The following is a 13,061-nucleotide window of genomic DNA, read 5'->3' as shown; positions in this document are numbered from 1 at the left end:
ACTAGCGCCAAGACGCGAAAGACCCGCTCCCTACTAGGGGAAGCGGGTGACTCGGCGTGCCGTGACGGCGTGGTGATTAGGAAATTACTTCTCCCAGCCGATGTCTTCCTTCGGGATGACTGCAAAGCCAAGGGCGCCGATGTTGGCAAGTCCCTTCTTCACACCCTGCATGTCAGCACCGTTGGCGTAGGGCATGAGACCAAAGTGGCCGAAGGCTTCCTTCTCCAGCTCATTGGCGCGCTTGGTCTGCTCTTCGGCGGTCGGCAGCTTCTGCAGCTCTTCGATCTTCTTGTCCAGCTCGGCCGAACCCGTGCCAGACTTGTTGAGCTCGGAGTCAGAGGCGTAGGTCTGGTTGAAGTATGCGGGACCGAAAGGATCCGAGGAACGGAAACCGCTTGCGATGATGTCGAAGTCCTTCTCACTCATAATCTTGGAGAAGTCAGAGGAAGGACGCTCTTCGACCTGCATGTCGACGCCCACGTCACGTAGCATCTTCTGAAGGGCTGCGGCGGTGGACTTGACCATCTCGGAGTCGCCGGTCGAGACGTAGCGGATGGACAACGGCTGGCCGTCCTTCTCCATGATGCCCTCGGAGTTAGCGGTGTAGCCAGCTTCCTCGAAGAGCGACTTAGCCTTGTCCTTGTCGAAGCTGACGACCTCGCTGAAGTTGTCCTGGTACCCCTCCTGGGTGCCGAACATCACCAGGGAACCCGGCAGCTCTTCGGTGTAGCCCAGACCGTTAAAGCGCACAGCGGCAAGCTGCGTGCGGTCAATACCGGTCATAATGCCCTCGCGGACCTTCTCGTCCTTGAGAGCCGGAGCTTCCGAGTTGAGCGTGAGGAGGTAGTTAGCCGGAAGCATCGCGGCACGAATATCGATGGCGTCGCCCATGCCCTTGGCAATGGTCATGTTGTTCTTGGTGCCGACAGAAGCGGCGTCGATCTCACCGGCCTGGAAGGCGTTGATGGTCGCTTGAGACTCCATCTGACGGTAGGTGACCTTCTCCAGCTTGGGGGCATCACCCCACCACTTCTCGTTCGGGACGAAGGTGACGGTGCCACCGTTGAAGTCAGCGTTTTCGACCTTGAACGGACCCGCGCCGTATTCAGGGTGAAGCTTGTTGAGGTACGCCTCGTTGTACAGCTCAGTGGTGTTGATAGCTGGGTGCAGGAGCTGGTTGAAGAGGCCCTGCCACCATGGGTAGACGCCGTCGAAGGTGACAACGGCTTCCTTGTCGTTGGCGCCAGCTTCGACCGACGTGATGCGCTCGTAGCCGTCAGTCGAGTTGACCTGGTTGCCCTCCTGCTCACCGTTGTTCATCTTCCAGGTGTTTTCGAAGGCCTTCCAGTCGATGGGGGTGTCATCGTTGTACTTTGCCTCATCGCGGATGGTGAACGTGACGACGGTGTTGCCGTCCTTTTCTTCGTCCTTGACCTCGGAGATGTAGTCCGGGTTTGCGGTGTAGTTGCCCTCGCCGTCGAAGAGTGCGATTTGCGGGTTGTACCAGCTCCATACGGAACGCGTATCCGAGGTCATGTTGGCGTGGAACACGTTTTGCTGCTCGGTGATTTCGCCGATCGGTAGCGTGAGCGTACCGCCGTCCTTGAGCTCGTTGCGCGACTTCTCGTTGTAGTCGCCGGACGGCTTGACTTCGACCTGAGCCTCGCCGGAGCCAGACGCAGAGTCGGAGGAGCCACCGCAGGCAGAAAGCGCAAGGGCAAGGGTGGCCATGGTCGCGACGCTGGCAATGCGCAGACGCGACGGACGTAACGAAGACATAAGAGTTCTCCTTTATGGATGAGACAAAGTGGGGCTATGCAGTTATAAGCGTGGAAAGTTTGTGTCCGACCTGCACGGTGGCAGGCCGGAGTCGTGCTACTTCTTGGCGAGCGCAGCGCGTTCGGCCTGACGTGCACGCGCGACTGCAGGATCCGGGATCGGAATGGCCGCCAGTAGCTTGCGCGTGTACTCATGCTGCGGGTGGTCAAAGATCTCGTCGGTGTCGCCGTGCTCGACGAACTGGCCCTTGTACATCACCGCAACGCGATCGGAGAGGTGGCGGACCACCGAGAGATCGTGGGCGACGAAGAGGTAGGACAGGCCCAGCTTGCGCTTGAGCTCTTCGAGCAGGTTGATCACGCCGGCCTGGATGGACACGTCGAGTGCGGAGACCGGCTCGTCGAGGACGATGACGGACGGGTTCGTCGCGAGTGCACGGGCCAGGCCGATGCGCTGGCGCTGGCCGCCGGAGAAGTGCCCCGGGAAGCGGTCGAGCTGCGAGGCATCGAGGCCCACGAGCTTCATGAGCTCCGCGACGCGGGCGTCGACGTCGCCCGCGTAGCCCAGCGACTCGAGGGGCTCGGCGATGACCTCGCGAACCGTGAGGCGCGGATTAAGCGAGCTCATCGGGTCCTGGAAGACGATCTGCATGTCCTTGCGGGCCTCACGGCGCTCGGCGCGCGACATGGAGTTCGCGTCCTTGCCGTTGAGGATGACCACGCCGTCCTTCGGGTCGAGGTCCATGATCTCGAGCAGGGTCGTGGTCTTGCCGCAGCCGGATTCGCCGACGATGGCCATGCACTCGCCTTCGCGGATATCGAAGGTAAGCCCATCGACGGCCTTGACGGTGCCCACGCGCCGCTTGACGAGCGCGCCCTTCATGAGCGGGAATTCCTTGCGCAGGTCCTTGACCTCGAGTGTGGTCTTGCGGTCTTCGCGCGGGATGCCCTCGAACGAGTCGGGGGAAAGCGGCGGGACCTTGAACATGCGCTCGCCGTTAATCATGCCGTCGTGGATTTCGGCGCTGCGGACGCAGGCCGTGAGGTGCGCGGGGGCATCGGCAAGCGGGGTCAGCGGGGGCTCGCCCTTGAGGCAGGCGTCGATGGCCACGGGGCAGCGCTGCGCGAATTGGCAGCGGTCGTGGAGGTCGACGAGGATGGGCGGGTTGCCCTCGATGGGCGTGAGCGGCTCGTTGGAGCTCACGTCCGGGCGCGGCGTGGAGCCGAGCAGACCCACCGTGTACGGCATGCGCGGGTGGTTGAAGATGGTGTCTACATCGCCGCGCTCGACGGGGCGGCCGGCGTACATGACCATGACGTCGTCCGCGGTCTCCGCGACGACGCCCATGTCGTGGGTAATCATGATGGTCGCTGCACCGGTCTCGCGCTGGGCGACCTTGATGACGTCGAGGATCTGAGCCTGGATGGTCACGTCGAGCGCCGTGGTGGGCTCGTCCGCGATGAGCACACGCGGGTTATTCGCAATCGCGATGGCAATGACCACGCGCTGGCGCATACCGCCGGAGAACTCGTGCGGGAAGGACTTGAGACGCAGCTTGGGGTCCGGGATGCCCACGAGCTCGAGGAGTGCCTCGGCCTGCTTGAGCGCGTTGGACTTGGAGACGTTCTGGTGCGCCTGGATGGCCTCGACGATCTGCGTGCCGATGTCGAAGACCGGCGTGAGCGCGGAGAGCGGATCCTGGAAGATCATGCCGATGCCCTGGCCGCGGATCTCGGACATTTGCTTGTCCGTGAGTCCCAGCAGCTCGCGACCGTCGAACTTTACGGAGCCGGTGATCTTCGCGTAGTCCGGCAGCAGGCCCATGATGGACATGGAGGTCACGGACTTACCGGAGCCGGACTCGCCCACGATGCCGAGCGTGCGGCCGGGGTAGAGGTTGAAGTCGACGCCGCGGACGGCGGAGACGGAGCCTGCCTCGGACGGGAAGGAGACGTGGAGGTCCTTGACGGAGAGGACGGGTTGTTCGTTGGGGTGTGTCATGCCTTGCCACCAGACTTGGAGTTCGGGTCGAGAGCGTCGCGCAGACCGTCGCCGATAAAGGCCATGGAGACGGTGAGCAGCGTCAGGGTGATTGCAGGAACGTAGAACTGCCACGGGGCAGACTGCACGCTGGCGGTGCCGCCTTGGAGCAACGTACCGAGGGAGACATCGGGAAGCTTGACGCCCAAGCCCAGGAAGGACAGGGCGGTCTCGGAGCCGACGGTGCCGACGACGCCGAAGACGAACTGGATGATAAGCAGCGAGCCGATGTTGGGAATGACGTGGCGGATGACCGTCTTGAAACGGGAAACGCCCATGTAGTCCGCGGCGCGGACGTAATCCTGTTCACGCACCGTGAGCGCCAGCGACCAGATGACGCGGGCCTGATACATCCAACCGAACGCGATGAGCACGACGATGAGCAGGCGCCAGTCGCCGCCCGAGTCGGAGACCACGAGGGCGATGAGGAGGAAGGTCGGGATGGACAGGAGGAAGTGGATGACGGCGAGGACGGCCTTTTCCACCTTGCCGCCCCACAGTGCTGCACCGGCGCCCACGAGCGCGGAGATGACGAGCGTGAAGAGCGAGACGAGGATGGCGATGGTAAGCGAGCGGCCGAGGCCGTGGACCACCTGCGCGTAGAGGTCGTTGCCGGCGTCCGTCGTGCCGAGCCAGTGCTCGGGGCTCGGCGGCGTGGACAAGTTGAGGAAGTCCGGGTCACGGTAGTCCCACTGGGCGAAGAACCCGCCGAAGACGGCTACGAGAATGAGGAAGACGAGGATAGCCAGGCCCACGACCGCCATCTTGTTGCGGAAGTAGCGGCGGACGTAGAGCTTCCAGCGGGCGGTGCCCTTGGCGACGCCGTCAGCGCCCGGCTCGGACTTGAGCTCCGCGATGAGCGTGGACTGCGCCTCGGCTGTGTTGAGTCGCTGGCCGGCGTGGAGCTCGGACTGCGCAGAGAGCTCGCTCATGGGCTCGTGTTCGGGCGTGTGGGGGTTGAGGTTGGGGTTGTTCCCCTTCGGAGTATTCGCAGACATTTAGCTCACCCGGACTCGTGGATCGAGGGCGACAACAACGAGGTCAGCGAGGACCGCGGAGACGGCCGTCATGGCAGCGCCGAACGCGGCCACACCAACGGCACCGTTGATGTCGTTCTTAGAGATGGTTTCGAGGAAGTACTGGCCCATGCCGTTCCAGCCGAAGATGCGCTCCGTCATGACCGCGCCGGTGAAGATACCAGGGACGGAGAACGCGACGGAGGTCGCGACCGGAATGATGGAGGTGCGCAGGGCGTGCTTGCGGATGGCCTGCTGGCGCGTGAGGCCCTTCGCGCGGGCGGTGCGCACGTAGTCCGCGTTTAAGTTATCGAGCAGGAGCGTGCGCTGCGTCATGTGGTAGCCCGCGTAACTGATGAAGACAAGCGAGATGGTAGGCAGGATGAGGTGCTGCAGGGCGTCGAGCAGCTTGTTAGCAAAGCCCTCCACGCCGAGGGAGCTGGCGCCCACAACGTAGAAGATGCGGGAACCGGTGGCCTCATTGATCCACAAGGCGATGGCGACGACCACGATGGACGCGACGACGACGTGCGTGTTCATCGCGACGATGGAAATGCCTTGCCATACGCGGTCGCCCCACTTGTATTGGTGCGAAGCGGTATAGACGCCCACGGCCACGCCGATGACGATGGAGAGGATGGTGGACAGCAGGAGCAGCTGGGCCGAGACCCAGATGCGGTAGCTGATCTGGTCGTTGACGAAGTCGCCCACGGGGGAGCGCCCCCAGTCCCAGTGCAGGAGGATGTTGGTGAGCCACGTCCACCAACGCTCAAGGAGAGGCGTTTCGGGGCTCAAGTTGTAGGGCTCGAGCATCGCGTTGATTTGATCGTTGGACAGAGGCGGACGGCGTCCGATGTAATTCGAGCGTGGGTCGAGGAACGTCGCCGCCAAGAAGTAGGCGATGTTCGTCGCCAGGAAGATCATGAGCAGCCAGCCCAGGGTCTTCCTAATGAGGTATTTGAACATGGTGTCTCCGAGAAGATCCGGCTGCATGTCCGGCCGGATTGAGAGTAATGGTCGCAACCGCGTCTTCCTTGGGGAGGGAAAACGCGCTTGGGAATAATTTATCGCCCTGTTAGTTGTGGCACAAAAGGGGTGACGGGGTGACGGTAATCCCCAATAGTTCGACAGATTTATGCGAGAGAGCATAACGCTGTGACCTGGGGTTTCCACTCCTTCGTCGGGTGAATATTAATAATATGATCCAGATTGCAATTCATGCGGGGGTGGAAATCGGGCCTAGTGTGCATAAAACTGCTGTCGTTTCATACATTTTTGGAGCTAATTATTCGTGTCCGCCTGGCCGCATGCGGGGCAGCCGTGGAGCTGGGGTGAGAGTGTGACGCGTCGCGTGGGGCTAGTGTGGGCCCGGAAAACACGGCCCGGAAAACACGAGGGGCGGCCGTGCGCGGCGGGTTACTCGGTGAGGCCGAGGTTTTCTCCGGTGCCGATTTCGATGTGGAGGCCCGGCACGGACTCGATGAGGTTCTTTGTGTAGGCCTCCTTCGGGTGATCGAAGAGATCGTCCAAGCGGCCGTGCTCGACAAGGCGGCCTTTCTCCATCACGACCACATCGTCTGCCGTTTGGCGCACTACAGACCCGTGCGACGAATAGAGTGGGACACTATGCAGGACCCCACCCGTATCGCCCCCACCCTCGAAGCACTGCGCCGTGCGTGGGAAGGCGAGCCTGATCTCAGCCTCCCCACGCTCTTCGCGATGCTCGCCAACGAGGGGCTTGGATGGGGCGCCTCGGACGCGGATCTCGTCGCCGCTCTTGAGACTCGCGCCGCGGTGCGCCCCGGCTTCCTACCCGCGGAGGGTACGTATCTCATCCGTTGCGACCGCGCGCTCGTTACCGTCGACGGCCGCACCGCTATCGTCCGGGGCCAGTCCCAACCGGTGGTCTGGGAGTATTCCCGCGCCCGTCCCACCGGTCCCGGCCGGCCCCTCGTGCTTGCCGATGCCGCCGGCACCGAGCACCGCCTCGGGGTCGTCGAATCCATCTCCCGCGTGGACCCCGCAGCACTCGCGCGCGCCGGGCGCCCGCTGGCAGGCCTCAAGCGCCGCAGCCTGGGCGAGCGTGTCTATGTCCTGCGCACCGCCGAACCCGAGTCGACGATTCTGCTTGACCACGGCCTTCATGTCTTCACGCCCGCCCGCCGGACGCTCGCCCGCGAGGATCTCTCCTGGCAGCGGATCGTCACCGGTGCCGTGGGCGAGACGCTCACGGTCGAGCTGCCCGGGGCTCGCATGCGCGACTTCGGCACGGTGACGCAGATTCTCATCGCCGCGGCAGAAGTCGGCTAGAGCCACGGCAGGAAAGCAATGTCTCAATAGCAATGACCGCAGGTCGCCGATTCGTGTGGAGAATCGGCGACCTGCGGATAGTGCCAACGGGACATGGCCTTCGTCCCCGCCGGGCGTTTAGGCCGTGATGCGTGAGTAGTGGAGCTTATAGACCGTCTCCAGCTCGGAGTCGGGGAAGGCTGCTCGAAAGTCGCGCTCGGTTTGCTCGGCGAGGGCGACGAGATCCGCGAAGGGAGTCTCGGGCTTGGCCTGGATGGCAAAGGTCGCTTGCTGGTGGCCGCGGTCCCAGGCGACGCGGCGCTCGACCTTTTCCACACCCTCAGCGTTTTCCATGGAGGAGGCGATGCCGCCGATGATGGGGTTCATCTGCAGCGCGATGGAGCCGTCGTCATTGGAGGCCTCCGAGGACACCTTGTTGATGCGGTGCACCTTGAACGTTGCGACGATGATCCAGAAAGCGAGAATGGTGCAGAGGATGGCCGCCGCGCCGAGGGCCCACGGCCACCACGCGTGGGTGGGAAGTGCGGCCCAGATGCCGTGGTCGACCCAGCGGGTGAGCTCGACAATGGGCCCGACGTCGAAGTGCAGCAGGATGGGCCACACGCCCAGCGCGATGAGGAGCAGGCCAAGGATGATGAAGAGCGTGCGCAGAATTCCGGCGAGGCGTTTAGACATTGGTGTCGACCTCCTCGATGCGCTCGACGGTGACGGAAAGCGGCGCGGGGTGGGCGAGCGACGCGAGTTCCTCGTTGACGACTTCACGCACGCGGGTCGCGAGGTTCTCGTCCTCGATGTCGCCGTTGATAATGAGGTGGATGCCCTTCTTTCCGGCGGTCGTGCGCGCGGCACCCACGCCAGGAACCTTGCGCGCAGTTGCGGAGCACCGGCGGGCGATGTCGACCTGGCGCGTCCAACCGGAGACCGTGTCGCTCGCGAGTTCCACGTGGGTGTGACGGCGCGGACGGAGCGCAGCGTAGAGCACGAGCAGGCCGACTACGATGCCGGCGGCGCCGCCCCACAGCATCCAAGGCGCGATGGCTGCGGAGCCCTGGGCGTCGGCGCTCATGACGTCGATGAAGGGCTGCGTCCACGAGTCGACGGTGGCGTGCGTCGACACGCGCCACGCCTCACGGCCGAAGACCGCGGCGAGAGCGAGGAGCGCCAGGCTGAGCAGCAGCGCCCACCAACGCACGATGGGCTCGCCCTTGGGTTCTTGGCCGCGGGATGTGACGGCGGCGTCGGTGCTCATGGCTGCTCCTTTCCGAACAGTGGGATGATCTCGATGGCGCGCAGCGGCTCGGGGTCTGGGGCCTGGACATGACGGTGGCGCGCGAAGGACTCAATCGTCAGCGGGCGCAGCGGCTGCGGCGTGGGTGCGCTGGGCGACCATGGAGTGACGGGTGCCGGGGCAGCGACGCGGGCGAGCGGCTGCTCGGGCGGAATCTCGGGAGAACGCAGCGGCAGCGGTGCCGGGGTGGAGACCGCGCGGAGCGGCGCAGACGCGGCGGAGTGCGCGGCGACCTCGACCGGGAGCGGCACGAAGTCCGGTGTCGCTTCGGGCGAGCGCACGGCAGGTGCTGTGGGAGTGTCCGGCGAGACGATATGCACCGTGTTCGTCGTGGTGGTCGGGCGCAGTGGACGCGGCTCGGGTATCGCGGGCGAGACGATGCGCGAAGGCGCGGCCTCGGGATGCCACGGTTGCTTCGTCACGTGCGCGGCGACGTTTTCTGCGGTGACGCGCTCGCCCGGGATGGTGTGCCCGACGATGACGTTGACGCGAGTGGGCTGGAAGCCACTCATGGCGACGACTTCCTCTGCGATGGCGGAGCGTACGCGCGCGGCAATGTCGGTGACAGGCGAGGGCCATACGGTGGCGATGGCGACGTCGATGGCCACGGTCCACGTGTCCGGGTCCATCTGGATGGCCATGCGCGGAAAGTTCTGTCCGCCGATCTTCTTCCACGTGCCCGAGACCTTGGCGGTGCCGGGAACGCGCGCGATAGCGGCCGACACGATATATTCCATCGTGCGCAGGCCGAGCCGGTTGGAGCCGTGATGGTGGGCCGTGTCCATGATGGCGGGTGCCGAGACGGCGTCATCAGCATTGATGCCTCCGGGAGCAGCGGCGGCCGCCGCGTTGAGTCCCGGTGTGATGGTCTCCGGCGTGACATTCGTCCACGCGCCGGGGGAGGGCGAGGCATGCGTCATTATCCGCGACCCTTGCCAATCATCTGGTTCCACAGATCCAGCACGTTGAGCTTGCCATCGAAGTGGGCGCCGGCGAGCCCGCCCACGACGGCCAGCACGACGGAGAGGAGCAGAAGCTGCCACCCGCCGAAGTAGGCCAGGAACGCGAGCGCGATGCCTGCCACGATGCCCAGCGTGGTGTAGTTCTTCATCGGAGGCCTTTCTTTACTGTGTTTTCTATCGTGTCGTGTGCTTATCGGGCGCGGCAACGTCGGCGATGACGACGTCGAGGCGCGTGAGTTCCGGAACGGCGCGGCGAGCCGCAGCCTGGACGGCGGGGCCAAGCTCCGTGAGCGGTGGGCCGTCGAAGGCGGCGACCACGTGCGTCTCGATCTGTGTGTCGTCCTTCGGACTCAGGAACCGCAGGCCCGGAATACGCTCGCCCGGAAAGAGCAGCGCCACCTCTCCGTAGCGCCCCGGCGCCAAATCTGCGACGCCGGGCACCGCGCGCAGCGCGGTGACCAGGTCGCGTGCCTGCTCGAGGGATAAAAGGAAGCGTTCCGCCATGCGGGCTTAGGCTTGGGGCTCGACGGCGGTGGAGGGGGCATCGGCAGGCTCGGCCTCCTTGGGCAGGCGCACGTCGTGGACGGTGACGTCCACGCGATTGACCTCCAGGCCCGTCATGCGCTCGATGGCGGTCATGATATTGCGACGGATGGCCTCCGCGAGCTCGTGGATGGCGACGCCGTACTCCGCGATGATGGCGACGGCGACGGTGGCCGCGCCGTTCGCGACCTCGACGTCGACGCCCTGGCGGACGTCCTCAGTGCCGCCGAAGGACTCGCGAATGGAGCCCATCATGCGGGCGCCGCCGCCACCGAGGGCTGCCACGCCGGAGACCTCGCGGGCGGCGATACCGGCGATCTTGGAGACGACCGTGGTCTCGATGGTCGTGGTGCCGAACTCGGTCTCGAGATTCTTATTGACGTGCTGCTCGGTGGTGGCGGGCTCGGTGCTCTGCGTGGCTTCCGGCGTGGTGTTCTCGGCCATGGTGTGGTGCCCTTTCTTAACGTGCGAATGCTTTATATATAAGGATAGGCCCGGGGCCGCCGGGCGCGTGGTATCTACCGTAGTGCGAAACGCGCTTTCCGTGGGGGCGGTCGCGCGACGTTGCCGCAGGTTGATGCTTAAACGTGATTTTCGGCACTTTGCTGGCAGAGGTTTGTCTTATGTGGCGCGACGTGCTTAAATACAGGGGTTGCTTTAACAGGGCAATGCAAGCCAGGCGCGAGCGAGCTCGCGCGTTAGGTTGGGCATTGACGCTGGTAGGGCGAACATGACGCCTTTGCAGTTGTAGCGGGATTTCCTTCGGAATCAACGGCAGCGAGAAGGTCTGTTTATCGGGTAAGGCCCGCGACTTAAGTAGTGGCACACCCCGAGAGGCAGAACCAGAGAAGGGGCATGGCAAATAAACAGCGGCAGTATACGAATGGATTTAAGCGTTTCACGCCCCAATCCCTTCCTATGTGATTGACATTCGGGTCTTGTACCCCGTCATAAGCACTGCGACTGGTTATTGAGCCGGCTCGCATCTTGTGGTCATCATGGATTTAAATCAACCACTGGCGTTGAGCCTGGACCTTTTCTGGACAACGTTATAGAGAAATCGAGAAGCAATTTCCCACCGCTTCACGCCCCGGATACGCCGGGAATGTGAATGTGGGGAAGCGAGGAAGAGGATAAGCGTGGCGGGACAAAAAATCCGCATTCGGCTGAAGGCCTACGACCACGAGGCAATTGACGCTTCTGCAAAGAAGATTGTCGAGACCGTCACCCGTACGGGTGCTCGTGTTGTCGGCCCGGTGCCGCTCCCCACCGAAAAGAACGTATACGCCGTTATTCGTTCTCCGCACAAGTACAAGGACTCTCGCGAGCACTTCGAGATGCGCACTCACAAGCGCCTCATCGACATTCTCGACCCGACTCCGAAGACCGTTGATGCCCTTATGCGCATCGACCTTCCGGCAAGCGTCGACGTCAACATTCAGTAGCGTTCGACTAGAGAACTAATTGGTGGAGAACTAACAATGAGTGAAAACGAGATCAAGGGCATTCTGGGCACGAAGCTCGGCATGACCCAGGTCTTCGACGAGGACAACCGCGTTGTGCCGGTCACCGTCGTCGAGGCTGGGCCGTGCGTCGTTACCCAGATTCGTACCGTTGAAACCGATGGCTACAACGCCATCCAGATCGCCTTTGGCGAAATCGCCCCGCGCAAGGTCAACAAGCCGGGCACGGGCCACTTCAAGAAGGCTGGCGTGACCCCGCGCCGCCACGTCGCCGAGATCCGCATGGACGACACCTCTGCATACGAGGTCGGCCAGGAAGTTAAGGCTGACATCTTCGAGGGCATCACCTTCGTCGACGTCACCGGCACGACCAAGGGTCACGGCTACGCCGGCGCCATGAAGCGCCACGGCTTTGCCGGCCAGGGCGCTGCCCACGGTAACCAGGCTGCTCACCGTCGCGTTGGCGGTATCGGCGCCTGCGCTACCCCGGCACGTGTCTTCAAGGGCACCCGCATGGCAGGCCGCATGGGCCGTGACCGCGTCACGACCCAGAACCTGAAGATTCAGAAGATCGATGCCGAGTCCAACCTGCTGCTCATCAAGGGTGCTATCCCGGGTGCGCGCGGCGGCCTCGTCACCGTTAAGACCGCAGTGAAGGGCGGTGCACACGCATGAGCAACCTCAAGCTAGACGTCCTGACCGCTGACGGTAAGACCAACGGCTCCGTTGATCTGCCGGCCGAGATCTTTGACACCGAGGCATCCATCGCTTTGATGCACCAGGTTGTCAACGCTCAGCTTGCAGCAGCACGCCAGGGCACCCACAAGGCCAAGACCCGCGGCGAGGTCCGCGGTGGTGGCCGTAAGCCGTTCCGCCAGAAGGGCACCGGCCGCGCACGCCAGGGCTCGATCCGCGCACCGCACTACACCGGTGGCGGCATCTCCCACGGCCCGGTTCCGCGCGACTACGCCCAGCGCACCCCGAAGCGCATGATCAAGCAGGCCCTCTTCGGTGCCCTGTCTGACCGTGCACGCAACGAGCGCATCCACGTCGTCGAAGAGCTCGTTCCGGGCCAGACGCCCTCGACCAAGTCTGCTAAGGCTTTCATCGAGCGCATCTCCTCGAACAAGAACGTGCTACTGGTCCTCGGCCGTGAAGACGTGACCGCTCGCCGCAGCGCCAACAACCTGCCCAACGTCCACATCCTGGACGCTGGCCAGCTCAACACCTACGACGTCCTCAACTCGGACGACGTGGTGTTCTCCGTTGAGGCTCTGCACACCTTCGTCACCCGCGCAACTGGCGCTGACAAGAAAGCAGAGGAGGAGAACTAATGGCTAAGATCGCTAACCCGCGCGACATCATCCTCGCACCGGTCGTCTCCGAGAAGTCCTACGGTCTGATGGAGCAGAACACTTACACGTTCTTCGTCAACCCGGACTCCAACAAGACCCAGATCAAGGATGCCATCGAGCAGATCTTCGGCGTTGAGGTCGACTCCGTGAACACCGCAAACCGTGCCGGCAAGCGCAAGCGCACCCGCACCGGTTTCGGCCAGCGTAAGTCCACCAAGCGCGCCTACGTGACTCTGCGTGAAGGCAGCGACGCTATCGACATCTTTGGCGCTCAAGCGTAAGAGAAGGTCGAGGTAAAGGAAAAA

15 protein-coding genes and 1 pseudogene are annotated in these 13,061 nt (G+C 63.5%); 5 read left to right on the top strand and 11 right to left on the bottom strand.

Annotated elements, in window-relative coordinates; translation table 11 throughout:
- Positions 1-84: 84 nt before the first annotated feature.
- From HMPREF0307_RS05755 to HMPREF0307_RS12905, 5 genes and pseudogenes are all read right to left on the bottom strand, one after another.
- Entirely contained in the window at positions 85-1,779 is a 1,695-nt protein-coding gene (locus tag HMPREF0307_RS05755; RefSeq protein ID WP_066489142.1) for an ABC transporter family substrate-binding protein, read from the bottom strand.
- Positions 1,780-1,875: 96 nt separating this feature from the next.
- On the bottom strand, positions 1,876-3,780 hold the full coding sequence (locus tag HMPREF0307_RS05750) for an ABC transporter ATP-binding protein (RefSeq protein WP_066489132.1): 1,905 nt from the start codon (positions 3,778-3,780) through the stop codon (positions 1,876-1,878).
- Positions 3,777-4,817: an ABC transporter permease gene (locus HMPREF0307_RS05745; RefSeq protein WP_082723248.1), complete on the bottom strand. Its 1,041-nt coding sequence runs from the start codon at positions 4,815-4,817 to the stop codon at positions 3,777-3,779. Before HMPREF0307_RS05745 ends, HMPREF0307_RS05750 begins: the two co-directional genes overlap by 4 nt.
- Entirely contained in the window at positions 4,818-5,801 is a 984-nt protein-coding gene (locus tag HMPREF0307_RS05740) for an ABC transporter permease (RefSeq protein WP_066489164.1), read from the bottom strand.
- 450 nt (positions 5,802-6,251) lie between these two features.
- Positions 6,252-6,434 (bottom strand): annotated as a pseudogene (locus HMPREF0307_RS12905) (ABC transporter ATP-binding protein); the annotation flags it as partial.
- Positions 6,435-6,461: 27 nt separating this feature from the next.
- Between HMPREF0307_RS12905 and HMPREF0307_RS05735 the strand changes: the two are divergent.
- Complete coding sequence (locus tag HMPREF0307_RS05735) at positions 6,462-7,145, top strand: hypothetical protein (protein ID WP_066489123.1); 684 nt, start codon at positions 6,462-6,464, stop codon at positions 7,143-7,145.
- Positions 7,146-7,262: 117 nt separating this feature from the next.
- On the opposite strand, the gene HMPREF0307_RS05730 is transcribed toward HMPREF0307_RS05735, so the two are convergent.
- The 6 genes from HMPREF0307_RS05730 to HMPREF0307_RS05705 are packed head-to-tail and all read right to left on the bottom strand — an operon-like array spanning position 7,263 to position 10,382.
- Positions 7,263-7,820, bottom strand: coding sequence for a hypothetical protein (locus HMPREF0307_RS05730; RefSeq protein WP_066489119.1), 558 nt, complete (start codon positions 7,818-7,820; stop codon positions 7,263-7,265).
- On the bottom strand, positions 7,813-8,394 hold the full coding sequence (locus HMPREF0307_RS05725; protein WP_066489114.1) for a DUF6286 domain-containing protein: 582 nt from the start codon (positions 8,392-8,394) through the stop codon (positions 7,813-7,815). The genes HMPREF0307_RS05730 and HMPREF0307_RS05725 overlap by 8 nt, the downstream gene beginning before the upstream one ends.
- Positions 8,391-9,353, bottom strand: a complete 963-nt coding sequence (locus tag HMPREF0307_RS05720) for an Asp23/Gls24 family envelope stress response protein (RefSeq protein WP_066489108.1) — start codon at positions 9,351-9,353, stop codon at positions 8,391-8,393. The genes HMPREF0307_RS05725 and HMPREF0307_RS05720 overlap by 4 nt, the downstream gene beginning before the upstream one ends.
- On the bottom strand, positions 9,353-9,544 hold the full coding sequence (locus tag HMPREF0307_RS05715; protein WP_066489099.1) for a hypothetical protein: 192 nt from the start codon (positions 9,542-9,544) through the stop codon (positions 9,353-9,355). The genes HMPREF0307_RS05720 and HMPREF0307_RS05715 overlap by 1 nt, the downstream gene beginning before the upstream one ends.
- 25 nt (positions 9,545-9,569) lie before the next feature.
- Positions 9,570-9,899, bottom strand: coding sequence for a hypothetical protein (locus HMPREF0307_RS05710; RefSeq protein WP_066489096.1), 330 nt, complete (start codon positions 9,897-9,899; stop codon positions 9,570-9,572).
- A 6-nt stretch (positions 9,900-9,905) separates the two neighbouring features.
- Positions 9,906-10,382 carry an Asp23/Gls24 family envelope stress response protein gene (locus tag HMPREF0307_RS05705; protein ID WP_066489094.1) on the bottom strand — a complete coding sequence of 159 codons (477 nt, stop codon included), beginning with the start codon at positions 10,380-10,382 and terminating at the stop codon, positions 9,906-9,908.
- Positions 10,383-11,077: 695 nt separating this feature from the next.
- On the opposite strand from HMPREF0307_RS05705, the gene rpsJ reads away from it, so the two are divergent.
- The 4 genes from rpsJ to rplW are packed head-to-tail and all read left to right on the top strand — an operon-like array spanning position 11,078 to position 13,037.
- Positions 11,078-11,383, top strand: coding sequence for a 30S ribosomal protein S10 (gene rpsJ, locus HMPREF0307_RS05700; protein WP_003848085.1), 306 nt, complete (start codon positions 11,078-11,080; stop codon positions 11,381-11,383).
- A 36-nt stretch (positions 11,384-11,419) separates the two neighbouring features.
- Positions 11,420-12,076 carry a 50S ribosomal protein L3 gene (gene rplC / locus HMPREF0307_RS05695; RefSeq protein ID WP_066489092.1) on the top strand — a complete coding sequence of 219 codons (657 nt, stop codon included), beginning with the start codon at positions 11,420-11,422 and terminating at the stop codon, positions 12,074-12,076.
- On the top strand, positions 12,073-12,735 hold the full coding sequence (gene rplD / locus HMPREF0307_RS05690) for a 50S ribosomal protein L4 (RefSeq protein ID WP_066489091.1): 663 nt from the start codon (positions 12,073-12,075) through the stop codon (positions 12,733-12,735). Before rplC ends, rplD begins: the two co-directional genes overlap by 4 nt.
- A complete protein-coding gene (rplW, locus tag HMPREF0307_RS05685; protein ID WP_066489088.1) occupies positions 12,735-13,037 on the top strand; it encodes a 50S ribosomal protein L23 in 303 nt (100 codons plus the stop codon). The genes rplD and rplW overlap by 1 nt, the downstream gene beginning before the upstream one ends.
- Positions 13,038-13,061 lie beyond the last annotated feature (24 nt).

Origin of the sequence: Corynebacterium sp. DNF00584 (genome assembly GCF_001552965.1) — a bacterium.
Classification (GTDB): Bacteria; Actinomycetota; Actinomycetes; order Mycobacteriales; family Mycobacteriaceae; genus Corynebacterium; species Corynebacterium phoceense.
The sequence above is the reverse complement of the archived record's forward strand: the minus strand, read 5'-3'. Positions and strand labels throughout refer to the sequence as shown.

Bases quoted from the DNA above. Each gene is read 5' to 3' on its own strand.
- HMPREF0307_RS05755 (WP_066489142.1), bottom strand. From the start codon at position 1,779: ATGTCTTCGTTACGTCCGTCGCGTCTGCGCATTGCCAGCGTCGCGACC.
- HMPREF0307_RS05750 (WP_066489132.1), bottom strand. From the start codon at position 3,780: ATGACACACCCCAACGAACAACCCGTCCTCTCCGTCAAGGACCTCCAC.
- HMPREF0307_RS05745 (WP_082723248.1), bottom strand. From the start codon at position 4,817: ATGTCTGCGAATACTCCGAAGGGGAACAACCCCAACCTCAACCCCCAC.
- HMPREF0307_RS05740 (WP_066489164.1), bottom strand. From the start codon at position 5,801: ATGTTCAAATACCTCATTAGGAAGACCCTGGGCTGGCTGCTCATGATC.
- HMPREF0307_RS05735 (WP_066489123.1), top strand. From the start codon at position 6,462: ATGCAGGACCCCACCCGTATCGCCCCCACCCTCGAAGCACTGCGCCGT.
- HMPREF0307_RS05730 (WP_066489119.1), bottom strand. From the start codon at position 7,820: ATGTCTAAACGCCTCGCCGGAATTCTGCGCACGCTCTTCATCATCCTT.
- HMPREF0307_RS05725 (WP_066489114.1), bottom strand. From the start codon at position 8,394: ATGAGCACCGACGCCGCCGTCACATCCCGCGGCCAAGAACCCAAGGGC.
- HMPREF0307_RS05720 (WP_066489108.1), bottom strand. From the start codon at position 9,353: ATGACGCATGCCTCGCCCTCCCCCGGCGCGTGGACGAATGTCACGCCG.
- HMPREF0307_RS05715 (WP_066489099.1), bottom strand. From the start codon at position 9,544: ATGAAGAACTACACCACGCTGGGCATCGTGGCAGGCATCGCGCTCGCG.
- HMPREF0307_RS05710 (WP_066489096.1), bottom strand. From the start codon at position 9,899: ATGGCGGAACGCTTCCTTTTATCCCTCGAGCAGGCACGCGACCTGGTC.
- HMPREF0307_RS05705 (WP_066489094.1), bottom strand. From the start codon at position 10,382: ATGGCCGAGAACACCACGCCGGAAGCCACGCAGAGCACCGAGCCCGCC.
- rplC (WP_066489092.1), top strand. From the start codon at position 11,420: ATGAGTGAAAACGAGATCAAGGGCATTCTGGGCACGAAGCTCGGCATG.
- rplD (WP_066489091.1), top strand. From the start codon at position 12,073: ATGAGCAACCTCAAGCTAGACGTCCTGACCGCTGACGGTAAGACCAAC.
- rplW (WP_066489088.1), top strand. From the start codon at position 12,735: ATGGCTAAGATCGCTAACCCGCGCGACATCATCCTCGCACCGGTCGTC.